Source organism: Lacticaseibacillus huelsenbergensis, assembly GCF_029726355.1.
GTDB classification, from domain to species: domain Bacteria; phylum Bacillota; class Bacilli; order Lactobacillales; family Lactobacillaceae; genus Lacticaseibacillus; species Lacticaseibacillus casei.
The window spans coordinates 439,807-464,722 of the sequence record NZ_CP120687.1 but is presented as its reverse complement, the minus strand read 5'-3'; the positions used below and the strand labels follow the sequence as shown (position 1 = coordinate 464,722).

Annotated in this window: 22 protein-coding genes and 1 pseudogene; 17 read left to right on the top strand and 6 right to left on the bottom strand. The window is 49.5% G+C overall.

Going from position 1 to position 24,916, the window contains the following annotated elements:
* Positions 1-365: 365 nt before the first annotated feature.
* Positions 366-1,478: an IS110 family RNA-guided transposase gene (locus LHUE1_RS02045; protein WP_138132191.1), complete on the bottom strand. Its 1,113-nt coding sequence runs from the start codon at positions 1,476-1,478 to the stop codon at positions 366-368.
* A gap of 592 nt (positions 1,479-2,070) precedes the next feature.
* On the opposite strand from LHUE1_RS02045, the gene LHUE1_RS02040 reads away from it, so the two are divergent.
* Together LHUE1_RS02040 and LHUE1_RS02035 are read left to right on the top strand one after the other, a co-directional pair.
* A complete protein-coding gene (locus LHUE1_RS02040) occupies positions 2,071-3,126 on the top strand; it encodes an LLM class flavin-dependent oxidoreductase (RefSeq protein ID WP_049171228.1) in 1,056 nt (351 codons plus the stop codon).
* Entirely contained in the window at positions 3,123-3,809 is a 687-nt protein-coding gene (locus tag LHUE1_RS02035; protein WP_152902760.1) for an NADPH-dependent F420 reductase, read from the top strand. The genes LHUE1_RS02040 and LHUE1_RS02035 overlap by 4 nt, the downstream gene beginning before the upstream one ends.
* Positions 3,810-4,774: 965 nt before the next feature.
* Here the strand turns inward: LHUE1_RS02035 and LHUE1_RS02030 are convergent.
* The 4 genes from LHUE1_RS02030 to LHUE1_RS02015 form a co-directional block, all read right to left on the bottom strand.
* Complete coding sequence (locus LHUE1_RS02030) at positions 4,775-5,752, bottom strand: polyprenyl synthetase family protein (RefSeq protein WP_049171233.1); 978 nt, start codon at positions 5,750-5,752, stop codon at positions 4,775-4,777.
* The gene (locus LHUE1_RS02025) at positions 5,749-6,315 is read right to left on the bottom strand and encodes a Gx transporter family protein (RefSeq protein ID WP_049171235.1); all 567 of its coding nucleotides are present in this window, start codon (positions 6,313-6,315) and stop codon (positions 5,749-5,751) included. The genes LHUE1_RS02030 and LHUE1_RS02025 overlap by 4 nt, the downstream gene beginning before the upstream one ends.
* Positions 6,312-6,758 carry a NusG domain II-containing protein gene (locus LHUE1_RS02020; protein WP_277848183.1) on the bottom strand — a complete coding sequence of 149 codons (447 nt, stop codon included), beginning with the start codon at positions 6,756-6,758 and terminating at the stop codon, positions 6,312-6,314. The genes LHUE1_RS02025 and LHUE1_RS02020 overlap by 4 nt, the downstream gene beginning before the upstream one ends.
* Before the next feature lie 187 nt (positions 6,759-6,945).
* Positions 6,946-8,844, bottom strand: a complete 1,899-nt coding sequence (locus LHUE1_RS02015) for an NAD(P)/FAD-dependent oxidoreductase (protein ID WP_277848182.1) — start codon at positions 8,842-8,844, stop codon at positions 6,946-6,948.
* Between the two features lie 287 nt (positions 8,845-9,131).
* Here LHUE1_RS02015 and pplA point away from each other — a divergent pair, with 287 nt between their 5' ends.
* The 13 genes and pseudogenes from pplA to LHUE1_RS01950 all read left to right on the top strand — a co-directional run bounded on the left by pplA (position 9,132) and on the right by LHUE1_RS01950 (position 19,681).
* On the top strand, positions 9,132-10,043 hold the full coding sequence (gene pplA / locus LHUE1_RS02010) for an extracellular electron transfer flavoprotein PplA (RefSeq protein ID WP_049171243.1): 912 nt from the start codon (positions 9,132-9,134) through the stop codon (positions 10,041-10,043).
* 178 nt (positions 10,044-10,221) lie between these two features.
* Positions 10,222-11,295 (top strand): FAD:protein FMN transferase, encoded by a 1,074-nt coding sequence (locus LHUE1_RS02005; RefSeq protein WP_049171245.1) that lies wholly within the window; start codon positions 10,222-10,224, stop codon positions 11,293-11,295.
* 47 nt (positions 11,296-11,342) lie between these two features.
* On the top strand, positions 11,343-12,281 hold the full coding sequence (gene menA / locus LHUE1_RS02000) for a 1,4-dihydroxy-2-naphthoate polyprenyltransferase (RefSeq protein ID WP_049171247.1): 939 nt from the start codon (positions 11,343-11,345) through the stop codon (positions 12,279-12,281).
* Complete coding sequence (locus LHUE1_RS01995; RefSeq protein ID WP_049171249.1) at positions 12,278-13,237, top strand: UbiA family prenyltransferase; 960 nt, start codon at positions 12,278-12,280, stop codon at positions 13,235-13,237. Before menA ends, LHUE1_RS01995 begins: the two co-directional genes overlap by 4 nt.
* A 126-nt stretch (positions 13,238-13,363) precedes the next feature.
* The gene (rpmG, locus tag LHUE1_RS01990) at positions 13,364-13,513 is read left to right on the top strand and encodes a 50S ribosomal protein L33 (RefSeq protein WP_075760979.1); all 150 of its coding nucleotides are present in this window, start codon (positions 13,364-13,366) and stop codon (positions 13,511-13,513) included.
* A 19-nt stretch (positions 13,514-13,532) separates the two neighbouring features.
* Entirely contained in the window at positions 13,533-13,703 is a 171-nt protein-coding gene (gene secE / locus LHUE1_RS01985; protein ID WP_010492112.1) for a preprotein translocase subunit SecE, read from the top strand.
* A 102-nt stretch (positions 13,704-13,805) separates the two neighbouring features.
* Complete coding sequence (gene nusG / locus LHUE1_RS01980) at positions 13,806-14,360, top strand: transcription termination/antitermination protein NusG (RefSeq protein WP_025013288.1); 555 nt, start codon at positions 13,806-13,808, stop codon at positions 14,358-14,360.
* Positions 14,361-14,369: 9 nt separating this feature from the next.
* Positions 14,370-15,215 (top strand): alpha/beta fold hydrolase, encoded by an 846-nt coding sequence (locus tag LHUE1_RS01975; RefSeq protein ID WP_049171252.1) that lies wholly within the window; start codon positions 14,370-14,372, stop codon positions 15,213-15,215.
* A 66-nt stretch (positions 15,216-15,281) separates the two neighbouring features.
* The gene (locus LHUE1_RS01970; protein WP_049171255.1) at positions 15,282-15,725 is read left to right on the top strand and encodes a nucleoside 2-deoxyribosyltransferase; all 444 of its coding nucleotides are present in this window, start codon (positions 15,282-15,284) and stop codon (positions 15,723-15,725) included.
* A gap of 194 nt (positions 15,726-15,919) precedes the next feature.
* Positions 15,920-18,166 carry a ribonucleoside-triphosphate reductase, adenosylcobalamin-dependent gene (gene nrdJ / locus LHUE1_RS01965; protein WP_049171257.1) on the top strand — a complete coding sequence of 749 codons (2,247 nt, stop codon included), beginning with the start codon at positions 15,920-15,922 and terminating at the stop codon, positions 18,164-18,166.
* A gap of 26 nt (positions 18,167-18,192) precedes the next feature.
* Positions 18,193-18,582, top strand: a complete 390-nt coding sequence (locus LHUE1_RS01960) for a DUF4430 domain-containing protein (RefSeq protein WP_152902762.1) — start codon at positions 18,193-18,195, stop codon at positions 18,580-18,582.
* Positions 18,579-19,194: pseudogene (locus LHUE1_RS01955) on the top strand (ECF transporter S component). Before LHUE1_RS01960 ends, LHUE1_RS01955 begins: the two are co-directional and overlap by 4 nt.
* Positions 19,145-19,681 (top strand): cob(I)yrinic acid a,c-diamide adenosyltransferase, encoded by a 537-nt coding sequence (locus LHUE1_RS01950; RefSeq protein WP_049171265.1) that lies wholly within the window; start codon positions 19,145-19,147, stop codon positions 19,679-19,681. Before LHUE1_RS01955 ends, LHUE1_RS01950 begins: the two are co-directional and overlap by 50 nt.
* An 85-nt stretch (positions 19,682-19,766) precedes the next feature.
* Here the strand turns inward: LHUE1_RS01950 and LHUE1_RS01945 are convergent, their stop codons facing one another.
* Positions 19,767-21,242, bottom strand: coding sequence for an amidase (locus LHUE1_RS01945; RefSeq protein ID WP_049171268.1), 1,476 nt, complete (start codon positions 21,240-21,242; stop codon positions 19,767-19,769).
* Positions 21,243-21,665: 423 nt separating this feature from the next.
* Between LHUE1_RS01945 and mgtA the strand changes: the two genes are divergently transcribed.
* Both mgtA and rplK read left to right on the top strand, forming a co-directional pair.
* Positions 21,666-24,296 (top strand): magnesium-translocating P-type ATPase, encoded by a 2,631-nt coding sequence (mgtA, locus tag LHUE1_RS01940; protein WP_049171270.1) that lies wholly within the window; start codon positions 21,666-21,668, stop codon positions 24,294-24,296.
* 150 nt (positions 24,297-24,446) lie between these two features.
* Positions 24,447-24,872, top strand: a complete 426-nt coding sequence (gene rplK / locus LHUE1_RS01935; protein WP_005688081.1) for a 50S ribosomal protein L11 — start codon at positions 24,447-24,449, stop codon at positions 24,870-24,872.
* Positions 24,873-24,916 lie beyond the last annotated feature (44 nt).

Sequence of the window (24,916 nt, the reverse complement as noted above, 5' to 3'; positions counted from 1 at the left end):
AAGTGACCCCTGTCAACCCCATCTTTATAAGATTTTCGATATTGTCGTTGGCACTAACAAGCTCCAGAATTCCGTTGTCTCTCGACATTTAACCACTCTGTTATACGGGGATTGGCTACCCCAGGTTAATGGTCCCGTCGAAGGCTTTAGAATCTAATCTATAGTCGTGGATCACAAACTCTTTGTCTCTAGATATGGCCATACCCAGGGCGAGCCTGTGCCAAAATAGAACGCTCGTAAATAGCCAGACCGTTGAATTCTGACGCTTGTTGCTACCAGCGACAATATCGTGACGCTTTAGTCCTTGATACTTCTTGCTGTCATCTTTGTTGTTTGAATCTTCGGGCTCAATTGCGCTTTGGTGATCAGTAGTTGATATTGCCAGTTTCCATACCCCAGATAAATCCAGCGAGTTCTCGGGCGACTGCGGCGATTGCCACGTTATATGATTTTCCTTGAGTAAGCATCCGCGTGAATTTGCGATGAAGATGAGCGCCTGCCTTATCGGCATAGCTAATAACGGCTGATTCTTGTCCTGCTTGGCGTGCTTTTAGGGCTCTTGATTTGTACCCAATGCTGCCCTTGACCAATCCCTGTGTGGCTTCAATGATGGTTGTGCGGACGATACTGTTACCTTGCTTCGAAATCCCCCCTTTGATGGTATGATCGCCGCTTGAATGTTCTGACGGATTTAGCCCAACGTAAGACATAAACGCTTTAGCTGTTTTGAAACGTTTGAAGTCCGCAATCTCGATGTGGATGGTCATGGCTGTTGTGGTTTTAAATCCCTTCATACTTGTCAACGCGTGAATGGGCTTGGTGTAACGTTCACTGTTCGCAAACGTCTCGATGGTCTGGTCGTAGCGGGCAATCTTTTCCTCTAATTCAGATTTCTGCAGCGTCATTTCGTCAAGCACTGACCGTAATACCGGAGACAATGGGACTTTCTTTAGCCAATCCATATAGGCCAGCGTCCACTTGGATGCTGAGCACTTCAATCCTTGACGGAGAAGGAACATGCCGATTTGCTGTTTCACTCTAATGAGGTCCTTTTTCATCATTTTACGTAGTCTAATGAATTCTTTTACCTCGTTATCCGCTTCATCAGGGACATAAACGGCACAATACGTATTAGCTGCAAGATTCTTGGCGATCATTCGCGCGTCCATTGAATCATTTTTGACCATTTTGTTCTTAGCGGAACTATACATCGTTGTCGGTGCCAGAATGATACAGTCAATGCCTAAGTTTTTGAGTGAACGATAGAGTGAATATCCTAAAATACCAGCCTCATACCCGGTCACGAATTTTGTGTCTGATTCCAGTTCTTCAGCTAATCCGTTAATAAATTTTTCGACTAATTTTGGCTCTGAAGCGCACTGGGTCTCAGCTAAGAGCGCACCCGTTGCTTTGTCTAACGCGCATAGACTGTAAGTGGCTTTATGGACATCCATCCCGACGTAAACTATACTTTCCATGTGAGTGACCTCCTATTGTCATGGGGTAATGATTGTATGGTTCGTTTTAACACAACACCATTATCAGTCTAAATCCCCGAGTCGACAATCTAGGGGGTCACTTCATATTATCTATACGGACATTTAATATGGGGCGAGTATTTAAAGATGACTGGATGGATCCTCATTGCTGTCATATTGGGAAGAATTTATTTTTCCAAAACCAATTAATCCACGCGGTGAGTTGCTTGGCTTGCACCAGGGACGCGTTTAAAACTACGAACTTGGCGGAGTTAATGCCGTGCTTCTTCGGTTTAGCAATGCGTTGCCAGCCCAATCGCTGGGCAGCTAAGTCGTATCAACAATCTTTCAATAACTTAAGGAGAAAAGACAGCGAAACCGCAATTTCGTCGTCTTTTCTGTTTGAAATTGGATGAAACTTAGCCTCAAATTGTAATATTTGGCGTGTCATTCGATGTGCTATATTTTGACTTTTCCAAAGTTGCTATTGGGGAACCTGATAAAATCTCTTGGTTGCTTTCTCGCCCAAAATATTCTATGATGTCGTTACTAGCTTACAAAAAGTAAGTAACACGCATGGGAGGCATTTTCGATGGTAGACATTGAGCATTTACAGTTTGGGCTTGAAACTTTTGGTGACATTGTGGCAAATGAAGACGGCAGCTTGCAGACCGCGGCTGCATCCATTCGTCAGATTGTGCGCGAAGGTGAGCTGGCCGATGACTTGGGCATTCAGGTCTTTGGAGTTGGTGAACATCACCGCCCGGACTATAGCGTTTCGAGTCCAGAAACGGTTTTGGCGGCGATTTCAGCAGTGACCAAGCAGATCAAGTTGGCAACGGCGGTCACCGTGCTCAGCTCCGATGATCCTGTGCGGGTTTATGAGCGGTTCGCAACTTTGGATGCGTTGTCCAATGGGCGGGCGCAGGTCATGCTGGGACGCGGCTCGTTCACCGAGTCTTTTCCCTTATTCGGCTATGACTTAACCGATTATGACGACCTATTTAATGAGAAGCTGGGGCTATACGACGCCTTGCGCAATGAAAAGGCAGTGACCTGGTCGGGCAAGTTCCGTGCCGCTTTGAAAAATCAGGAAGTTTATCCGAAAACAGAAAACGGCAAACTTGAGACTTACATTGGCATTGGCGGCTCGCCGGAATCCGTGATTCGCGCGGTTAAGTTCGGTTACAAAGTCATCATTGCGATCATTGGCGGGCAAGCCAGCCGGTTCAAGCCGTATATTGAGCTATATCACGCAGCTGCCAAAGAACTCGGCAAGCCGGAATTCCCAATTGCCGTGCACTCGCATGGGTTCATTGCTGATGACGAGAATGAAGCTGTCGAAGTTGCGTTTAAAAATATCAAAGCCAACTTTGATCGCATTGGGTTGACCCGTGGTTGGGCACCGATGAGTCGTGAACAGTTTGACGGTGAAACCAAGGTAGGTTCATTCTATGTCGGCAATCCCGAAACCGTTGCGCGGCGCATGGCCGAAACAATTGACCTGCTCGATCTCGGCCGCTTCGATCTCGTTTATGGTGCCGGCAACCAGACCGCAGCTCAGCGCGAGCGGATGATTGAGTTGTATGGTACGAAAGTCATTCCGCGGGTTAAAGAAATTTTGGCAGAAAAGGCGGCGGTGAAATAATGGTCATTCAACGCGTAGGTATTCTTGGCGCCGGAAAAGTCGGCATCGTGCTGGCTGGTCTGGCGCTGGATGCCGGCTACACAGTGCGAATTTCCGGTTCGGGATCCGTCAAGAAAATCGCCTTAACCATTAAAACCTTAGTTCCCGGCGCCATTGCGTCAGAGAATGCGGATGTCGTTGCCAACAGTGACATCATTTTGCTGGCGATTCCACTTAGTCGCTACAAGAACATCGATGCTGACTTGCTGAAAGGTAAACTGGTCATTGATGCCATGAATTACTGGTGGGAAACGGACGGCATTCGCGAAGAAGTCTTAGATCCGGACACGACTTCCAGCGAACAGGTTCAGGCTTATTTCAAAGATGCCAAAATCGTCAAAACGTTCAATCACATGGGCTACCATAATCTGCAAGAAGAAGCGCGGCCAAAAGGCGATCCAAGGCGGAAGGCGCTCTTTGTCACCGGAAACGATCCTGACGCTGTCGCCACAGTGGCAGCCTTTGTCGATACAATGGGCTTTGACACGGTTGTCCACAACAATCTGGCAGATGGCATCATGACCGAACCGGGCAGTCCGCTATTCGGCGCCAGCCTGCGCTACGCCGAGGTTAAGGACATCATTGATCATTTTGATCAGACCGAGTTTGGTAAGCGGATAGCGGCGAAGGTTCATAGTCATTAATGGGTGACGGGAGATTGGTATAAAAGCAAGGCATGCAGCTTCTTGAAGGCTGAGATGCCTTGTTTTTGCTTCTATAATTGATTGTTTAAATGAAATGCAATTGTTAGACTGACAATAACAAGCAAGATCTTTGGATGTCTGGGGTGTCTACTGTGTTGGAGGAGAAAGAATGAAGAACAAGAGATCAACCAATAAGACGGCTGTTTATATTTCGCTTTTCCTAGGCGGTATTGTTGTTGGCTTGATAACTTCACCAATTATCCAAGATTTGTTACGGGTAATTTTTAAGTAAACGATTTTATATTTATAAGAAGTACACAGTCTTATCCTTATATCGCAGTAATTCAGTATAGGTATAAGCCTGTGCGCTTTTTTGATCTGCGATTGCTGGTATAAAGAACATCAAATGTACTGAGTAGAATAACAAACGTTTTATGGCACATAAGCAACGTTAATTTTTAACTTGGCTATTCTTGCAGTTCATGTAGTAGCCTACTTGTAGAGACGTTAAGCCCTGCATGGAGGAAGAAACTAATGAACTTACCCTTGACCGTTAGAATTGCCCTTTTCACCTTAATTATGGTGATTGTGTTTATAATTCTCGGGGTTATTGACGCAGCTTGGTTAAAGTATCGGAGACGCCCGGAGATGATCAAACAGCGAAGGATTGGTCTTATTAGTCTAGGAATTGTTTGTGTCATAAGCGGCATCGGTCAAATCTTGGGTCTGTGGCCTTAAATGGTCCCATGGAAAAAGCTGTTAGTTTCTTAAGCTTTGCTAGCTAAACGAAATTCTACCTGATAGCCTACCTCTGCGTTACCAATTGCCTAACGTTCTAACCGGTTACAATCTTACTAGTAGATTGATCGAAGCTTCGAACAAAAACCCACAGCGCTTCCTCATCTGCCAATTGGCATGGTGAGAAAGCACTGTGGGTTTTCTTTTTTGCGTTCAATCAAACATGTCTAAGCTTTCCGGTTCAGCAAGCTTCCCGTCAAGCGGATCAGATCATCCTGCGCCGGTCCGGCCGGCAACTTCTTTAAACCGGCGATGGCTTGATCGGTATGTTGTCGGGCCATGGCATAGGCTTGCTTGACGCCTTCATATTGGATGACCAAATCACGGAGCGTATCCATTTCCGCATCGGAGATTTGGTCCTTTTTAGCCAGCAACGGCAAAAAGGCTTGGCGATCGCGCTGCATGGCTAGAATTAACGGAGCAGAATACACCCCGCTGCGGACGTCCTCGCAAACCGGCTTGCCAAGGGTGTCGCCGCTGCTTGTGTAGTCGAGGATGTCATCGAGCAATTGAAAGGCAATGCCGATGTCCATACCGATTTTTTCGGCAGCTTTGGCGAAGTTGTTGCTGCCGCCGCTTTCGTAGGCACCGACAAAACAGCTTAAGGCAAAAAGTTGACCGGTTTTGCCGGAAACCTGTTTGAGGTAGTCATCAATGGTGATGTCGGTTTGGTAGCGGGTAGCCATTTGATCCAGTTCACCTTTGAGGATTTTCTCCATGCTGCCGCTGTCTTGTTGAATGCTGCGGAGGCTTGAGGCGTAATGGGCCAGGAGCTTGAAGCACACCACGAAAAGATAGTCGCCGGCATAAACCGCGGTCTCCGGGCCAAATTGTTTTTGAATCGTGATCTGGTTGCGGCGGGTTGGTGATTTGTCGATGATGTCATCGTGAATGAGCGTTGCCGTGTGCAAGGTCTCGATCGCTGCTGCCAAGGCGATCATTTTCTCCCGATCCGTATCCTGAAAACGCGAAAAGAGCAGACAATAGGCCGGACGCAACAGCTTGCCGCCGCCGTTGATCATCTCCAGGATAGCTTCAGCCACTGGCGTATTGTTGGTGGTAATCTGTTTTTCAATTAACGTTAGTGCTGAGGATAATTCAGGCGCCAACGTCGGGTATTCATGCCACATGGGATGAATTTTCATGAAGTCGCTCCTTTTTTACGCCGCTTGCTTCGGTCGTAGCGCAGGCGACGTAAGATATCAATGTGTTCAAAAAGGAAATTAGCCGCAATGCCGACTGCGATGCCGGCGAGAATGCCCATAAACGCCAGGATCGGCAGGTAGAGCATCACCGTCCAGCTTTGGGCGATCAACGATGCCACCAGCAGCTGGCCGACATTGTGCAAAATGCCACCAGCGGCCGAGATGCCGATCATGCTGACGCGTTTTTCACCCAGTTGTTTGATGAGTAGCATCCCCAGCCAAGACAGGAGTGCCCCGGCCCCGCTGTACAAGAACGTTGACAGGGTGCCGCCTAGCAAAGTGGTGAGTAAAAGGCGCAGCCACAGCAAGACGAAGCTATCCGAAATGGACATCGTAAACAGCGAGATGATGGTGATAAGGTTGGCTAAGCCTAGTTTGGCACCGGGTGCAAACGCAAACGGGAAGGGAATCATGCGCTCCAGTAAGCCGATAATGACGCCTTGGGCACAGAGCAAGGCAATATAAATATATTGCCGGGTGCGGTCGGCTTTATAAATGCTCATTCGGTCACCATACCTCCCGTGTTGTTACTGCCGCCTTTGTTGGATTTGATTTCAATCAACAACTTGTGCGGCAGGCAGACAATGGTTTGTCCGGGTTTGGTAATTCGGCCGCGACGGACGCAAACCTGGTCTTGACAGTTGGCTTCGGTAATCGCAACCCCGGCTCCTTGAACTTCGATCTTATTCCAGTCGCCGTCTTTGGCGCGATAAGTGAATTGGGTCGTGCCGGTGTGGCCGGTTAACCTTTTCCGATAGACTTCGTGGCCATCATGGGTCACCACGGCTGTTAAAACGCGCTGCGAGGCTTCTTGTTGCTGCTGATTTTCCTGAATGCCGAAGATGAGGTAGGGGATGAAGGCTGTAAGAAACAGGCCGCCGACAATGATCCAGTCAAAAGGGCGAATCATTTTAAGATAGCGTTTGAACGTATTCGGCCGTTTCATAGTCAAGCTCCAATCTAACAAAAATCAGTTGTTCGCATCGGTCAATGAAAAGATGGACGTGAACGTCAAGGACGGGGAGCACTGCACACCACAGAAGATGGCCGCAGCAGCTTCCCGCTCTTGAAAAAAGACTCTAGGCAAAATCCACCCAGAGTCTTCTGCGCCGGTAAACGCGTTATCGTGACAATTATTTGAGTGCATCGGTACCGTAAAGTGATTGCGGTGTTCCATAGCGCCATTTGCCAAAGACTTTCTGGAGATAAGGGACAACCCATTTATCAAGCCCGAACGCGCGGCCGGAGCCGTTCATGCAGGCAAAGGCCATCGGAATCATCCAAATGTTGACCCAGTAGAACATGCCACTTAGGCAGAACACGCCGACAAAAGCAATGGTGGCTGCTGAGGTTAACCAAGTGAACAGGCCGGTGATCAAGGCGAGGCCGATCAGAATTTCCATGATCGTCATCGCTTTTTGCATGAAGAACGCCACTTGCTGGTTAGGAATCAAGGTCTTGGTAATGCTGTAATACCAGTTCGGCATCTTATCAAAGACCATCATCGGATCATTCCCGTACTGATAGGAAAGTGAAAAGACAGTCTTGGTGGCCTTGGCCGCGCCGGCTGCCGCACCGGAAGCGGCACTGGTAGCATCGGCACCGGCGGCAGAAGCACCGCTGGTCGCAGCTGGCTGCAGCCAACTAAATGGCAGGCGCAGCTTATCAATAAACCATGACTCCTTGCCTTGAATCTTCGGCCAGCAATCAATCAGCCACATCGCGCCTAACGTGAGCCGGGCAGGTACCGTCCATAGTACGTTGCCTTGACGAGAAAGATGGCCGCGGAACATATTACGTTCGTTGCGGGTCCGGAAGAATTCGTGCATGAAGTATTGGAATAAATAATAACCGGAATAAATTTGGATGAAGTAGAGCATGTTGACTAAGTGCTTCATCAACATCGCAAAGAAACCGGAGAGATGCAGCCAGCCCATGATGTTGGCAACACCATATTTGGAACCCAAGCTGACCATGAAGCCGGAATAGTTGGCTTTGTATTCAATCTGCTCCTTATTTTCCAGCTTGGCTTCAATGTTGGACAAGGCAGTATGCGCGGTTGCTTCGGCGCCTTGAACGATTTGCGGTTGGCCGCGGCCGGTGCCGTCTTGATCAACCAGTGAGACATCGCCGACAACGTAAATACTTGGATCGTCTTGCGATTCCATGTTGTTCTTAACCAGGATTCGGCCAGCGCGTCCTTGTTTCAGGCCAAAGTCTTTGGCCTGATCCGTTGCCTTGACCCCTGCTGTCCAAACCAGCGTGCAGGTTGGGAAAGTGGAACCGTCTTTCAGATCGACATAGTCTTCATGAACGCCGACAACGCCGGTATTCTTCATGACCTTGATGCCGCGTTTTTCCATGTAACGTTCGGCTTTGTTCGCGTCTGAACGATCCAGCATATTCATGATCGTCGGCGCCATTTCCATCAGGCTAAACTGGATTTCGTTCGGATCTAGCTTGTACTGTTTGGCGAGGGTATCGCGCCAGTCACGCAGCTCGCCAATCGTTTCGGTACCGGTAAAGCCGGAACCGACAATGACAATTGACAATAATGCTTTGCGCTTAGCCGGATCGTGTTCTTCAGAACCGCGCCGCACAACGTCTTCAATGTGACGCTTCAGCCGAATCGCGTCTTCCCACTTACCCAAAGTGAAACCGTGTTCGGCAACGCCCGGTGTTCCGAAATCATTTGGCTGTGATCCGATCCCCAAGATCACATAGTCGTAAGGGAAGCGGCCGTTTTCCGTGACCACTTCCTTCCTATCGCGGTCAATACCTGTCACGTTATCGGTGACAATTTTGACGTTCTTACGTCGATTGAATAGCCGCTGCAAATCGTATTGAATCGCATCTTCCGGAACACGATCCGCTGCGATTTCGTGCAGTTCGGTGACATAAGTGAAGTACGAGTGGCGATCGATCAGCGTGATCGTCACGTCTTTGTTGCGTTTGTAGTGCTTGGCCAGGTGCTTTGTCGCATAAACCCCGGCAAACCCCGCGCCAACCACGACGATATTGGTTTTCGCCATGCATAACACTCCTTACCATTTGCAATATCCATACTTTTGTGAAGTATGTATCCAAGTCATTATAGCCTTTAATTTCGCTTAATGTCTAACGTTCTAGCTCTCTTTTTCCAAATCCGGACATTTTTGTGTAAAAAGACACAAAAATACGTTTTCGAAACCAATCTAAGAAAATGAGAAAGCGCTTATAATACCTGAGTTTAGTTGATTTTTTTGACTTGACTGGCTAAACTAAATATGTGATTGAGAACACAATATCGCAGTAATGAACTGCAAAAGGGGTAAATGTCATGAAGTTAAGTAAAGTTGTGACGGGGACAGCCGTTGTTGCACTGTCCACTTTGGTTTTAAGTGCATGCAGCAGTAGTTCAAGCAGCAAAAATTCGTCCAGCAGTAAGGCTTCCAGCAGCAAAGTGGTGAAGAAGTCATCAACCCAAAAGCAAGTTGCCGGCGGTCCGCTGAAGGATGGTACTTACAAGCTGAATGAAACCGGCTATGACCATGGCTATAAAGTTGAAATGGCCATGACAGTCAAAGACGGGAAGATTACTTCTACTAAGTATGACTACGTTGACAAGAATGGTAAATCCAAGACCAAGGACGCTGCTTATGAAAAGTCGATGAAGTCCAAGGTCAAGGTTGGTCCAAAAGAATATATTCCTGAGTTGAACAAGTCGTTCCAGAAGAACGGAACAAACGTTGGGGCAATTGATGTCATCTCAGGTGCGACTGATTCTAGTTTGACCTTCAAGAACTATGCACAACAATTGATTCAGGCTGCCCAAGCCGGTGACACCAAGCCGATTGAAGTGAACAACACCGGCAAGATGAAAGACGGTACCTACACCCTTGAAGAAAAGAACTACTTCAATGGCTATCGGGTTACCTTCTCCATCACCGTCAAGGACGGCAAGATTACGCAAAGTAACTATGACAATGTTAATAAAGATGGCAAGTCCAAGACACTTGATACCAAGTACGAAGCTAATATGAAAAAAGTCAACAAGGTTGGCCCGAAGGAATACATTCCGGAACTGAATAAGTCGTTGGTTGCCAAGCAGTCACCAGCCAAGGTTGATGTGGTTTCCGGCGCGACCCACAGTTCCGATACCTTCATCTTATATGCTGATCAACTGGTCAATGCTGCACAAAATGGCAACACGAACAAGATCGAAGTTGACAACATTGTTTACAACAACTAATTTGTTGGTTTCACGATCGAAGCGGTTGGGCTGATTATCAGTCTAGTAGCTTAAGTAGGGACTTGTTCGGAATACTTCTTCTGAGCAGGTTCTTTTCTTATGCCTACAAAACCCCGTATAATGGCTCTGCAGCCGGATGATTGTGCCGGTTCACGCTCACTTTTGGAGGAATAATTAGATGAAGAAAAGAGTTGTCGTCGTTTTACTGATGCTGCTGGCATTGGTAGCGACTGCCTGTTCCGGCAAGCCTGCAGCTAAACGCACGTTGGTCGAAGGCGACCCTTATTCGGATACCCAGTTTTTGATGGGCACGGTTGTCACGGTTAAAATTTATGACAAGGGCAAGCAAGGGGCGTTAGATGCTGCTTTTTCCCGAGTCCAACAGCTGGCCGATCAGCTGACGGTCAATCAAAAAGGGTCGGAAGTTGATAAGGTTAACCAAAACGCCGGGATCAAGCCGGTTCATGTGACGCCGAGTGTTTATCGCGTGATCGCGGCGGCCAAGCATTACAGCGAGAATTCCAATGGCTCGTTTGATTTGGCGATCGGGCCGATCACCAGTCTGTGGCACATTGGCTTTGCCGATGCCCGCAAACCGGCCCAAAGCGAAATTGATGCCAAGCTGCCGTTGGTACATTACCAAGATGTCGTTCTTAATAAGAAGCAACAGACCGTTTACCTGAAGAAAAAAGGCATGGCCATTGATCTTGGCGGCATCGCGAAGGGGTTCATCACCGATGAAGTCGTTAAGACACTCAAGAAACAACATGTCACCACGGCTATTATTGACTTAGGCGGTAATATTTTCGTCATGGGTAAGAGCCCCAAGGATGCGAAGAAAGATTGGAATGTCGGCATTCAGGATCCGAAAAAGCCACGGGGGACGGCGATCGGTACCTTGCCTGCCAGTAACAAAACGGTTGTAACCTCCGGAATCTACGAGCGCTATCTCAAAGTTAATGGTAAAGTTTATATGCACCTTATGAATCCCAAAACCGGCTACCCATTTGACAATGAGTTGATGGGCGTGTCGATCGTCACCAACAAAAGTGTCGACGGCGATGCTCTGTCAACCGCGACGTTTGATAAGGGGCTAGTTGATGGGATGGCATATATCGAAAAGCTGAAATATGCCGATGCCATTTTTGTCACCAAAGACAAAAAAGTTTACGTCAGCTCGGGATTGAAAGATAGCTTCAAACTGTTCAAAAATTCCGGATACACGCTGGCGACTATAAAAAGTAGAGCGTGAACCAGCCCGGTTTCTGGGCTGGCGAGCGCGTTTAAAGGGGGAAGTCGATGACGCTGCCGATTTTCTTGGAATTGGTGGAAATTCGCACGAAGCTGGCAAGTATTTTGCCGTTTGCGATTGGTACGTTATTTGCAGTGAGTTACTTTCACGGCTTTAATGCTGTGAACACGGGGTTATTCCTGGTGGCGATGTTGCTTTTTGACATGATGACCACCGCGCTGAACAACTTGATGGATTATCGCAAAGCCAAAGATGAACACTATCAGCAAGCTGTTAATGTGATCGGGCGGGAAAAGTTAAATCCGAAGTTAGTCAGCCGAATCATTATCGGGATGCTGGCAGGTGCCTCGTTGCTTGGGATTATTTTGGTTGTGCGGACTGACTGGCTTGTGTTGTTGATGGGGATGGCTTGTTTTGCAATCGGTATCTTATATACTTGGGGACCGTTGCCATTGTCGCGGTTGCCACTGGGAGAAATTTTTTCCGGTGTCGTGATGGGCTTGGGCATTCCGGTGATTGCCACTTATATTAATATTGTCCCCGGAAAATTGATTGCTTTGGATTGGGGATGGCCGACCATCGTCTTGCACGGCGATTTTATTGCCATTATCGCTTTAGGCTTGACCTGTATCACGCCAATGGCCACCATTGCTAACGTTATGTTGGCCAACAACATGGCTGACTTGAAGGAAGATGAGCGGAATCATCGGCATACGTTGCCCATGTACTTAGGTCACTGGTGGGCACCGCGGGTTTACGCCTTGTTAGCCTATGTTGGTTTCCTCGCGGTCTTGTTAGCAGTTGTGTTTGGCGCCTTGCCGAGCTGGGCATTGCTGATTGAGTTGGCGTGGCCGCTCGTCATTCGCAACGTCCATCGTTTTATTCGCGACCCAAGCAAGCCGCGAACGTTCCACACCGCCGTCGTGAACCTGGTTTTGGAAAATGGTTTATTAACCCTCGGCTTGGGAATGGGGGTCTTGTTATGACGCAACCTTACAAACACCTAACTTGGCCGCTGTTCCTTGAATTTATTCGCTTACCGGCAAAAGCGGCGAGCATGCTCCCGTATGCGCTAGGCATTAGTTACGCCGCGTGGGCTTTTCAACAATTTTCCTGGGTCAACAGCCTGCTTTACGGCTTGGCCCAGCTCGCCATTGCTTTGTTTGTCACTGGCTTCAACAACGTGCAAGACTACTTCAAAGCCACAGACCATAGTTATCAGCAACAACAAAATATCATCGGCCGCGAGCATCTTTCACCTTGGGGGATGTTGGCGTTGACGATTCTGATGCTATTAGTGAGTGTCGTTCTTGGCCTGCTTCTTGTGATGCGCACGAATCTCAGCCTTCTGGTCATCGGTGCCGTTGGTGTTGGCATCGCCATTTTATATACATTTGGTCCGATTCCCTTATCCCGGCTCCCACTTGGCGAATTGCTGGCCGGAATCGTCGAAGGCTTCGGCACATTCACGATTGCCGTGCTAATCAACATGCAGGCACCGCAACCTTTGGATCTCGTCTTGGGCCGCCGCACATTTGCGTTTTCACTGAATCTCGGGTGGTTGTTGCAGTTATTCATCGCCGTTCTCCCGATTGTCATCCTCAACGCGGCAGTCATGTTTGCCGACAACATCGCCGATCTGGAACAAGATGTGAAAAATGAACGCTACACATTGCCCTATTACCTCGGGAAAAAGCGTGCCTTGAGTTGGTACCGGCTAATTCCATTTACCACCTTTGTCACCTTATTACTCGGCATCGTTACGGGCATCCTGCCGATTTGGAGTTTGCTGGTACTGGCGACATGGCCACTGGTGCTCCACAACACACGGACCTATACCGCTTCGCCTAGTAAAGACAAAACTTTTATTTTCACCATTCGTTCGCTCTTGAGCTTTGGTGGGGCGCTGTTGGTGACGTTGTGGTTGGGAATCCTTTTTTAAAATGACCTCAGATGCTTATAATAACGACATATTAATGGCACTAAAGATGACACCGTCTTTGTTTGCTGACGCTTGCTATTCATGGACAACCTTGGTATCATATTGGACGTGACTGGAGGGAACAAGATGTCAGTAAAGAAAGTTGCTTTAGCTTGTTCGGTTTGTGGGCAACGGAATTATTTTGTTCCCGAAAACCCGAAGCGAACGGAACGGTTAACTTTAAGAAAATTTTGTAAACATTGTGGCCGGGTAACGGTTCACCAAGAAACCAAGTAATAGTGGAAGGAGCAGACTGATGAAATTTATCAAAAGTGTTTTTGCGGAAATGAAGGCTGTTACGTGGCCGACCGCGAAACAGACACGGCGTGATACGTTTACCGTCATCATGACTTCCATTATCTTTGCCATTTATTTTGCGGCGGTTGATTGGGTCATTAACATGATCTTTCAGGCGTTCTTGTATTAAAGCCTGACAAACCGCTTCATCTTTGCTATACTATGAACAGCGCAAAACCGCCTTCGATGACGGTTTTTTATTTTGACTCAAAACACAAAAAGGAGACGCATTATGGCTGAAACAGTAACATCGGCAGAGAAGCATTGGTACGTGTTGCACACTTATTCCGGTTATGAGAATAAGGTGAAGACGAACCTTGAACAGCGGACGACCAGTATGAATATGGATGATTATATTTTTCGGGTGGTCGTTCCTGAAGAAGAGGAACATGAACAAAAGAATGGTAAGGATAAAGTTGAGATGAAAAAGACTTTTCCTGGCTATGTGTTGGTTGAAATGGTGATGACTGACCAGTCTTGGTTTGTGGTTCGGAATACGCCGGGAGTTACGGGGTTTGTCGGTTCGCATGGGGCCGGTTCAAAACCAGCACCATTGCTGCCGGAAGAAGTTGCCAGTGTGCTGCACTCGATGGGCATGAGCACGCGCCATCAGAACGTTGAGTTTGATGTGGGCGAGCCAGTGACGATTATCGATGGTGCCTTTACCGGCATGCATGGTAAGGTGACGGCGGTTGATAAAGATAAGATGAAGTTGAAAGTTGTTACGGAAATGTTTGACCGTGAAGTAACCGCCGAACTGGACTTTGATCAAGTCGACAAGCTGTAGGTAACGCCTATGAGCGGCTGGTTCTGGATTCTTGTGACGCTGGGCGTGATTGTCGTTGTGGGCGTGATGACCGACTATTTTCTATTGGCGCGGACTGGCTATGCGCCGGTACCGCTTGTGATGGATCCGACGCCGACGTTGTTTATTCCCGGGCATCTGGGGACGCGCTATTCGTTTGGCCATATGTTGTGGCGTATGCAGCGGCGTTATGGCTTAAGCAAAGATGTCGTGGCCATTGTCGCCCCGGATAGCAGCGTTCATTTGCGCGGGCAGTTGAATCTAAACCATCACGCTGCCGTTCAGGTGTTGTATACGGACAAAACGGTGCGGCCCGCTGCCCAGTTGCGCGGGTTGAAGCATGTGATCGCCGCTTTGCAGGCGCAGCAGGCGTTTACCCGAGTTAATTTGGTCGCGCATTCGATGGGTGGCGTAACGGCGGCACTGTATTTATTGAGCCAACCTGCTGTTCCGGTGGCGAATCTGGTGACGATTGCCGCACCGATGAATGATGTGGAGGTTGCGCGGCGTTCGCCGATTCTTAATTGGCCGTTGACCCGTCAAGGACCGGAGCACACAGCGCCGATCTATCAGTATTTTCAACGTTCGATTGCCAATCTCCCGGCTGATCTTCGTTGGCTAAATATTGCCGGGGATTTGATGTTGGGCGGGCGCCACGATGGTGAAGTGGCCATTAGCAGCAGCTTTGCCGTGCGGTATTTGGTTAAGGATCGGATCAAAGATTATACCGAAGTTGTGATTCGCGGACCACGGGCAGCCCATAGTTTACTGCACGAGAATCGGTTGGTGGATCATGATATCGCCGAATATTTATGGCAACGTCAACGCGATTTTTAGGTGCTGCTGAATTGAAGTAGATAGTTGAAGGTTTGCGGACAGAAGCCGCTCAAGGAGTAAACGAATATGGCAGAAGTATATTTGGCTGCACCGTTTTTTGATCCTGCTCAGATTGAGCGGCTTGATCAAGTTTTAGCAGCTTTGCATGCAAATGAATCGGTCACCGCGATTTTTTCACCGCGCGATGACACGAACAAAGCGGGATTGACGCCGAACTCACCAGGGTGGCAGCGGCAGGTGTTTGGTGAAGACATTCAGGGTCTGCACCGCTCGACGGTCTTAGTCGCCATTCTGGATTATGTCGGTGAGAACCCCGATCCGGGAACGGCGTTTGAGATTGGGTACGCCTATGCGCACCACATGCCAATCGTGGCGCTTCAGCTTGGCGAGATGAAAATGAATCTGATGTTGGCAGGGTCGATTACCTGCTTTGTGAATGATTTGGTCGAGCTTAAAAGTCTTGATTTGGACCATGTGTTAGTGCGGCCGTATGTCGGACCGGTCTTTTAAATCCACGGATAGATCAGATGTCGCCAGCGTTTTCTTGCGCTGGCGATTTTTTAATTTCGTCATTATTTTTAAAAAGCCGTGCATCCCGCGTTGGGCAGGTGGTTGCCAGCATTAACAATTTGTTATTGATTAATCTATATCTTGATATTAGGTTCGTTTGGCTATACCATATCTTGTATACGGGAGGTACAGCTATGCAAGTTATGATGAAACCGATCACCTTGGCACCTGATTTTGTTGCCGAGGTCAAGAAAGAAATTAAGCCACACTGGGGTGAACTGGGATGGGTCACGTATAAGCGGACCTATGCCCGGTGGTTGCCGGATCAACAACGGACCGAGAATTGGGATGAAACCGTCAAGCGAGTGGTTGAGGGGAATATTAACCTTGATCCGCGGTTACATACAGCCAATCCTGATTCAGAAGTCGTGGATGAACTGCAAAAAGAGGCACGGAATCTTTTCAAGCTTATTTACGGGTTGGCCGGCACGCCATCTGGCCGTAACCTGTGGATTTCCGGAACCGATTATCAAAAGCGCAATGGCGATGCCTTGAATAATTGTTGGTTTATCGCCATTCGCCCGCAACCCTATGGTGAGTCGCATATCGTGCCGACGGATTTTTCGGCTGACCAGCCTGCTGTCTCGATGCCGTATTCCTTTATGTTTGACGAATTGATGAAAGGCGGCGGCGTCGGTTTTTCCGTGACCAAAGACAACATTGCCAAGTTGCCGCCAGTCGCAAACGCCGTTGACCTGACGATTGTGATTGATCGCAACAGTGCCAGCTATGCGGAATCACTGAAAATGGGCGCGGTTGATCGGGAAGCCTGGGAACAGGCGCATGCGGCCGAGCACAATGACCGCTACGTTTTGCCGGATACCCGTGAAGGCTGGGTTTTAGCCAACGCCAAGGTGATTGATCATCATTTTGCGACGACTAATCCCGGTGGTCAGACCAAGTTGGTGCTGGATATCAGTCGGATTCGGCCAAAAGGCGCCCGGATTCATGGCTTTGGCGGCACGGCTTCCGGTCCGATGCCATTAGTCGAGATGTTGCTGGATATCAACAAGGTGCTTAATGCGCGGGTTGGCCAGCGATTGACCGCGGTTGACGCTACGGATATCGGCAACTTGATCGGCAAGACAGTGGTGGCCGGCAATGTGCGACGTTCCGCGGAAATGTCGTTAGGCTCGGCCGATGATGACGCGTTCATCACGATGAAGCAGGATCAAAAAAAGCTTTATCATCACCGCTGGGCATCTAACAACAGTGTCGCGATTGATACGCAGTTTGACGCTTATGCACCGATTGCGACAGCCATTGCCAAAAACGGTGAACCGGGCGTTGTGAACCTCGATTTATCACGCCGCTTCGGCCGGATTGTCGATGGTGAAAATGCAGCTAACGATCCGGATGTGGAAGGCACCAACCCATGTGGCGAGATTTCGTTGGCCAATGGTGAACCATGCAACTTGTTTGAACTCTTTCCGGTCGTTGCGGTGCAACAAGGTTGGAAATTGAAGCAGGCCTTTGCGTTGGCAACGCGTTATGCCAAGCGAGTAACCTTCAGCAATTATGACTGGCAGGTTTCCCGTGATATTATTAGGAAGAATCGCCGTATCGGCATTTCGATGTCCGGAATTCAGGATTGGTTCCTGGATGATTTCGGTCATCGCGTTGTGTCCGGATTTGAACCGGTTGTGGATCCGCACACCGGTAAAATGCTTGAGAAGCCGATTTATAATCCGGAAATCAAGCAAGCGGTGGATGGCTTATATCACGCGGTTGTTGATGCGGATCAGGCTTATTCCGATGCATTGGGCTGTGAGCCTTCCCGCAAACACACCACGGTTAAGCCATCGGGAACCGTTGCTAAATTGGCAGGCGTTTCAGAAGGCATGCATTTCCATTATGCCGGCTACCTGATTCAGCGCATTCGGTTCCAGGCCAACGACCCGTTGCTGCCGGCTTTGAAAGCATGTGGTTATCATATTGAACCGGATGTTTACACCAAGAACACGATGGTTGTCGAGTTCCCGATTCGCGCGGCGCATGCCGACGATCCGGCATTTGCTTCAGCCGGAACGGTTTCGATTGCCGAACAGATTGCGACCCAGGCATTCTTGCAGACATACTGGTCGGATAATGCGGTTAGCTGCACGGTCACCTTCCAGCCGGAAGAAGCCGATCAGATTGCCGGCTTGTTGTCACAGTATCGGCACGTGATCAAGTCAACATCCATGTTGCCGTACGTTGGCTCAGGCTTCAAACAGGCGCCAAAAGAGCCGATTGATGCTGACACCTATACGCAAAAGTGCGCCAAGATTCACGGATCAGTCGCAGCTGTTTTTGCCGCTCAAAATGCCAATCATGATCAAAAAGATCTGGAATTAGTTGACCAGACGGATTGTGTTGGCGGCGCTTGCCCGATTAAGTAAAAATGCGGAGGAAATTGAAGGTTATGTTGAAGAAAGCTTTACGTTCACTGGTTGTCTTTTTTGCAGCAATGTTTGTGCTGGCTGGTTGCAGCAACAGTTCGAACAGCGCTGCCAAATCCAGCAGCAAGCCGAATCAGATTGTGGTCACTTATCAGCTGAAGCAAAATGGCAAGGCGTTTGCCAAGAAAAAAATTACCCAACCGAAAAAGTCAGTGGTGATGACCGGTCTGAAAAAAGGTTGGTCGGTCAAGGCTTCGAAAGGGTTTATCACTGAGATTGCCGGCAAGAAGCAAAATGTTGCCAAGAAGACTTACTGGCTATACACCATCAACGGCAAGATGGCGAAAAAAGGTGCCACAACGCAACCGGTCAAGAACCACGATAAAGTTGTTTTTGACCTGAGTGTTACCAAATGAAGCTGCCAACGTCAGCCAAAAAGCCATCGCCTGTTCGGGCGGTGGCTTTGCTTGGTCTATTGACGGCATTGTGCACGGTTTTGCGGATCGTTAAAGTGCCGATTCCCAACGTTCAGCCGGTGACAGATATTTTGATGGTCGTGACGTTGTTACTCGGACTGCGTTGGGGACTCGGCTTAACTGTCAGTACGCTGGTGGTCTCCAACCTTGTCTTAGGGTTCGGCTTGTGGACGTTGCCGCAAATCGTGGCTTATATGATTTGCATGCTCGTGTTGCAGGCGATTGTGCTGATGTTGCCGGTCGTCCGGCGCCAGCTCTGGCTCCAAATCGGCTTGGCCGGGTTGCTGGGCTATCTTTATGGGGTTGTTGTCAGTCTGGGGATGGCGGTCATTGGCAGTTTGAATGGACTCGGCTTTTGGGCGTATTATATCAGTGGTTTGTTGTTTGACACTTATCACGCGATCGGGAATCTTGTTTTTTACCCAATCGTTCTGGTGGTGTTGCAGCAAGGACTGAAACGGTTCAATCGCGGATAACGCGCTTACGGAAAAGAGGATTCGGTTTGAAACTTTACACAAAAGTCGGCGATCACGGTGCCACGAAACAGATTAATGGTAAGAAAGTGCCGAAATATGATCCGCAGATTATCGCGCTGGGCGATTTGGACGAGCTTGATTCATGGCTTGGCTATGTCGCGTCGCAAGCAACGGCGACACCGGGGTTTGATTGGCTTGCGCAAGCGTTGGAAGACCGGCAGCGGGAGCTTTATGAGTTGCTGGCCGACGTTGCGGTACCGCGGCATCAAACGATTACCGAAGCGCATGTCAAGGCACTGGAAGATGCGATTGATGACATGATGGCACAGGTGCCGCGCATCACCGCTTTTGTGTTACCCGGTGGTCATCCGCTGGCAGCGGCGTTGCAATATGGCCGCGCCGTGGCACGCCGAGCGGAGCGCTCGCTGGATCTGCTGGCTGAGGGAGATAAGACGGTCACTGCGGTGGTTTTGCAATACAGCAATCGGCTATCTGATTACCTTTTTGCATTGGCACGTTACGTCAATTTCAAGGCAGGCGTTCCTGAAGTGAAAAGTAAGTAATTGCACAGACAATAGAAAAGGCCTTAGTCCGGTTTTCGCTGGACTAAGGCTTTTCGTTTGCATGCAAATTGTCATTGAGAATGGTTTATTCTGCGGGTGAAATGTCTTCCGACTCGCTTAATGGATACATTTGCAGCAGATTGTGCTGCTCGAACCAATAGCCAAGCCGCAGTAACTGATCTTCGCGACCCTTAGCAGCCACAAACTGAATGCCCAGCGGTAGGCCGTCCGGTGATATCGCAGTGGGGAGGCTAATCGCCGGGGCGCCGGTTAAGTTGGCCTGTTGCGTGAACGGCGAGTATGCGAGGCTGGGCTCGAACAAATCCCAGACGAGCTGCTTTTGCTCATCCGGCGCAAGCTCGGCTGCGTGTTTCATTTTATCGACGATGGCAGGTGATTGTAACTCGGCATCAATGCGCGGCGCCGTTTTGGCTGTCGTTGGCGTTAACAGCAGATCATAGCTGTCGTGGAAATGACTGTAAGCTTCGGCTGCCTGATCCCAGACGCCCAGCGAACGGCTGTAATCAGCGGCCGTTGTGTGCAATCCGGCTTGATAGATGGCCCACGTAACGGGTTCGACGTCTTCCGCAGTGACCGCGCGGCCGGATTGCTCGGTATAGGCTTGGAACATGGCCGCGGTTTCGCCGCCGTTCATCAAATAATAAGCCTTCATCAAGGCTGTGCCATCCACATCCGGCTGCGCTTCAACAACAGTGTGGCCAGCCGCGCGCAAGGCATCCACGGCTAACGCGACTGCCTTGACCGCCGTGGCGCTAACCGGTGTACCGACAGGCGATTGCGTGGTGTAGGCGATTTTTAACGGTCGCGGGTCATTGACGTTTTCGAGGTGCAACGGTGGCGCGTTAAACGGTGCAGCTAACTGGGTCGTTGCCAGTCCGCGCAGCAAGGCTTCGGTATCGGCTATCGTGCGGGTCAAAGCGAAATTAATGGAAGCACCTTGCCACCCACGCCACTCGCCCGGCCCGGTCGGCAAGCGCCCACGGGTAGGTTTTAAGCCGATTAAGCCGGAAAAAGAAGCAGGAATCCGAATCGAACCGCCGCCGTCAGATCCGGCAGCAAGCAGACTGATGCCAGCCGCGACCAACGCCGCCGCCCCGCCGGAAGAGCCACCTGGCGAATAGTCCAGATTCCACGGATTGCGTGCCGGACCGTAAAGCGTGGCATCAGTGATATTTTTGAAGCCGAACTCCGGGACATTACTTTGGCCGATGATCACAAAACCCAGTGCCTGTAATGCTTTGACAAAGTTGTTGGTGCTGGTAGCTTTGGCATCTTTGAATAGCCGACTGCCGGCTGTGGCCGGTGCGCCGGCGAAGTTTTGCCCCAAACCTTTCAAGACCAGCGGCACACCCAAGAATGGTTGGCCGTTGTCTTTCAGTTGCGCGGCATCGTGTTTGGCGGCCGCAAACCTTGTCCAGGTGATGGCATTCAGTTTGGGATTGAGCTTGGCAATTTTATCGGCCGCCGCATCGATTAAGTCAGCGCTGGTAATGGCGCCCGCACGAATCGCGGCAGCTTGGGCTAATGCTGAAGAAATCATTAATTTTTCCTCCAAAAGGGTCTTCCTGACAACAGTGCTACTTTAGTTATCTTTGACAACCATCTTACTGTCAAGTTATTCTTTGAGTAAAGCTAATTGCCTGCAATGATTCGTGATTTTTTTGCCAGGCATACAAAAAGGGGTGAGAAGAAGCGGCTTATGGAACAAGATAATAGTGACGAAGCACCCACGAAGACATGAACGCAATAATTAAGTGGAAGGTGCTCATGTGGTTATCATCGTGAAAATAGCGAAATGTATTCATGACTAGCTGACAAATGTTTTCTGGAAACCATCTGTCCGCTGGCCGGCCTTGCGTCATCACGAGGCTTAATGAAGACAGCCACTCAATCAGAAAGGAACTATATAAAAGTTTATTGATGCCAAAGCGGCATGCTTCCACATTTTATATAACAAGAGATGATGTTCAAAAAAACTATAACAAGGCACAACGCATCCACCCAGGAAAAAACGGCGGCGTTGATGCAGTATAGCCAGCAGCAGCCACAGGAGGTTCTGGCGACACTGAGAACCCGTGAAGCAGGGTTGAAGCCTGCCGAAGCCGCCGATCGTCTGGAAGAAACGGGATCCAACACCGTCGTGACCCAACATCCGCGGCCGTGGTATTTGATTTTATTTGCAGCATTTAATGAACCGTTTGTCTGGGTGCTGCTTTTATTATGCATCGTTTCCATTATGACAGCGGATTATGACGGTGCCCGAATGATGGGGCTGATGATCACGCTCTCTGTTTCGATTCACTTTTGGCAGGAGTATCGGTCGCAAAAAGAAAGCCACGCGCTGGCTGCCTTGATTGCCAATACGACAGCGGTGACGCGTGACGGACAAACGCAGGAGCGGCCGATGGATGAAGTCGTGCCGGGCGATATTGTCCAACTGGCGACGGGAGATATGATTCCGGCTGATGCTTATTTGATTGCGACGCATGATTTGTTCGTCAATCAATCGTCTTTTACCGGTGAAGCGATGCCAGTGGAGAAAACGGCCGGCAAAACCACTTTAGAAGCGGATCAAAGCCTTTTTGATGCGCTGAATCTGGTTTTCATGGGAACAGACGTGATTTCCGGTTCTGGTACCGCGGTGATTTTGAAAACCGGGGATGCCACTTATTTTGGCGATATGGCGAATCAAATCGGCCATAAACCCGCGCCGACGAGTTTTGAACAAGGGATGCGGGCCATCAGCCGGGTTTTGATCAGTATGATGCTGGTGTTGGTGCCGGTGGTGTTCGTGATTAACGGCATCACCAAACAGGACTGGTCCCAGGCATTCTTTTTTGCGATTGCGGTCGCGGTGGGGCTGACGCCGGAAATGTTGCCGATGATCGTCAATAGCAATCTGGCAAAAGGCGCGCTCGCCATGTCGAAACGAAAAGTTATTGTGAAACGACTGCATGCGATCCAAAATCTCGGGGCCATCGATACCCTTTTCACCGACAAAACCGGGACAATTACCGAAGATCGCGTGGTCGTGATGCGGTACGTCGACGCGACCGGTGCCACTGATCCGGCGGTGCTGCGAATGGCGTATATGAATGCCAATTATCAAACCGGCTGGCACAACCTGATGGATACGGCAGTGGTGAATTACGCGCATGAGCACGAGGCGATTTTGGCGGATTTGCCCGCGGGATTAACCAAAATCGATGAAATTCCGTTTGACTTTGAGCGCCGGCGACTCACGGTGGTTGTCGCTAACGAGGACCACCAGTGGATGATCACCAAAGGGGCGTTTGAGGAAATGCTGGCGGTGTGTGATCGGGTGGAACTGCATGGTGAGGTGTTGCCGATTACCCCGGAGCGGCTCAAGCAACTTCAACATACAAACGCGGCCATGAGCGGTCAGGGGATGCGGATGATTGTGGTGGCTTATCGGCAAGACGTCCATCAACAGGAAATTTATACGACCGCTGACGAACAGCATATGGTGATCGCCGGTTTTCTGGGCTTTTTGGATCCGGCCAAACCGGATGCCAAAGAGGCGGTTGGCTTATTGCGGAACCACGGCGTCCGGGTGAAAGTTTTGACCGGTGATAACGCCATTATTACGCAACATGTTGCCGAAGAAGTAGGCATTGCCAATCAGCTGGTTGTCACGGGAAATGATGTCGAAGCCATGGACGATAAGGCATTACAGCAGGCTGTCGAGTCGACGGATCTGTTTGTGAAGCTGAGCCCGCTGCAAAAAGCGCGGATTATTAAAACCATGCGGGCAGCCGGACACACAGTAGGGTACATGGGCGATGGCATCAATGACACCGCCGCACTGCGCGAAGCCGACGTCAGCATCAGTGTGGATACGGCTGCGGATATCACCAAAGACGCAAGCGGCATTATTTTACTGGAAAAGAGTCTGTTGGTGCTTGAAGATGGCATTCTTGAAGGACGACGGGTCTATGCCAACGCCATGAAGTACATTAAAATGACAATCGCCTCGAATTTTGGGAATGCCTTTTCGGTTTTGGTTGCCAGTATCTTTCTACCGTTCCTACCAATGCTGGCGATTCAGCTGCTGGTGCAAAATTTGATTTACGATACGTCGCAAATGACGATTCCCTGGGACAATGTGGATGACGCAACGTTAGCCGAGCCGACGCCATGGCGCGCTAAGGGTTTGTTGCGATATACGTTGACATTTGGGCCGTTAAGTTCGCTTTTTGATATCACAACGTTCCTATTCTTATGGTTTGGGCTCGGAATTGGCGCCCATGCGGCCAGTTTGCCGGCACAGCATGTTTTTCAGGCAGGTTGGTTTGTTGTCGGCCTGTTCACCCAATCACTAGTCGTGCACGTTTTGCGGACGCGGGTGACACCATTTTGGCGGTCTCCGGCATCGGCCATTGTCATCCTGTCGACCATGCTGGCCTTGTTGGTGGGTTTGTTCCTTATCCTGTCGCCGCTGCATCGCGCCTTTGACTTTGCGGTGTTGCCACTTAGTTATTGGCCGGGGGCGGCGCTCATCGTATTGACTTACCTAATCGTTGTTGAATGTGTTAAGCGGATGTATTTAAAACACGGCTGGCCGTGGCTGTAAAAAGCCATTCGGGGTGTTTCACAACCTGAATCTTACTTGCCTTTTGTGAGACGGCGTGCTACGCTACTTAAGTATGTTTTCAGCATACGCGTGGGAGGCCAAAACTTCTGGCCATCATAACCACATCACGGACTTAAGGAGGTATGTCTCGTGGCTAAAAAAGTAGCAAACATTGTCAAACTCCAAATTCCTGCTGGGAAAGCAACCCCAGCTCCTCCGGTTGGCCCTGCACTTGGGCAAGCCGGTATCAATATTATGGGGTTCACCAAGGATTTCAATGCACGTACGGCTGATCAAGCCGGCATGATTATCCCGGTTGTCATCACGGTTTATGAAGATCGTTCATTTGATTTCGTAACCAAGACCCCGCCGGCTGCAATTCTTTTGAAGAAAGCTGCTGGTGTTGAACATGGTTCCGGCGAACCGAATACCAAGAAGGTTGCTAAAGTAACCAAGGCTCAGGTCAAGGAAATCGCCGAAACAAAGATGCAAGACCTTAACGCTGCCGATGTTGAAGCGGCTATGCGCATGGTTGAAGGAACGGCTCGTTCGATGGGCTTCGAAGTCGAAGACTAAGACGCACTGTTCGGATTCTCAGTGAAAACTGAGGTAATCAGGTG

What these genes read in the sequence shown, in the direction of transcription:
- LHUE1_RS02030 (WP_049171233.1), bottom strand. Translation starts at nt 5,752, where the DNA reads ATGAAAATTCATCCCATGTGGCATGAATACCCGACGTTGGCGCCTGAA.
- LHUE1_RS01995 (WP_049171249.1), top strand. Translation starts at nt 12,278, where the DNA reads ATGACGCAACCTTACAAACACCTAACTTGGCCGCTGTTCCTTGAATTT.
- rpmG (WP_075760979.1), top strand. Translation starts at nt 13,364, where the DNA reads ATGTCAGTAAAGAAAGTTGCTTTAGCTTGTTCGGTTTGTGGGCAACGG.
- LHUE1_RS02005 (WP_049171245.1), top strand. Translation starts at nt 10,222, where the DNA reads ATGAAGAAAAGAGTTGTCGTCGTTTTACTGATGCTGCTGGCATTGGTA.
- LHUE1_RS01945 (WP_049171268.1), bottom strand. Translation starts at nt 21,242, where the DNA reads ATGATTTCTTCAGCATTAGCCCAAGCTGCCGCGATTCGTGCGGGCGCC.
- LHUE1_RS02015 (WP_277848182.1), bottom strand. Translation starts at nt 8,844, where the DNA reads ATGGCGAAAACCAATATCGTCGTGGTTGGCGCGGGGTTTGCCGGGGTT.
- nusG (WP_025013288.1), top strand. Translation starts at nt 13,806, where the DNA reads ATGGCTGAAACAGTAACATCGGCAGAGAAGCATTGGTACGTGTTGCAC.
- LHUE1_RS02040 (WP_049171228.1), top strand. Translation starts at nt 2,071, where the DNA reads ATGGTAGACATTGAGCATTTACAGTTTGGGCTTGAAACTTTTGGTGAC.
- LHUE1_RS01970 (WP_049171255.1), top strand. Translation starts at nt 15,282, where the DNA reads ATGGCAGAAGTATATTTGGCTGCACCGTTTTTTGATCCTGCTCAGATT.
- pplA (WP_049171243.1), top strand. Translation starts at nt 9,132, where the DNA reads ATGAAGTTAAGTAAAGTTGTGACGGGGACAGCCGTTGTTGCACTGTCC.
- mgtA (WP_049171270.1), top strand. Translation starts at nt 21,666, where the DNA reads ATGTTCAAAAAAACTATAACAAGGCACAACGCATCCACCCAGGAAAAA.
- LHUE1_RS02020 (WP_277848183.1), bottom strand. Translation starts at nt 6,758, where the DNA reads ATGAAACGGCCGAATACGTTCAAACGCTATCTTAAAATGATTCGCCCT.
- nrdJ (WP_049171257.1), top strand. Translation starts at nt 15,920, where the DNA reads ATGCAAGTTATGATGAAACCGATCACCTTGGCACCTGATTTTGTTGCC.
- menA (WP_049171247.1), top strand. Translation starts at nt 11,343, where the DNA reads ATGACGCTGCCGATTTTCTTGGAATTGGTGGAAATTCGCACGAAGCTG.
- LHUE1_RS02025 (WP_049171235.1), bottom strand. Translation starts at nt 6,315, where the DNA reads ATGAGCATTTATAAAGCCGACCGCACCCGGCAATATATTTATATTGCC.
- secE (WP_010492112.1), top strand. Translation starts at nt 13,533, where the DNA reads ATGAAATTTATCAAAAGTGTTTTTGCGGAAATGAAGGCTGTTACGTGG.
- LHUE1_RS02045 (WP_138132191.1), bottom strand. Translation starts at nt 1,478, where the DNA reads ATGGAAAGTATAGTTTACGTCGGGATGGATGTCCATAAAGCCACTTAC.
- LHUE1_RS01975 (WP_049171252.1), top strand. Translation starts at nt 14,370, where the DNA reads ATGAGCGGCTGGTTCTGGATTCTTGTGACGCTGGGCGTGATTGTCGTT.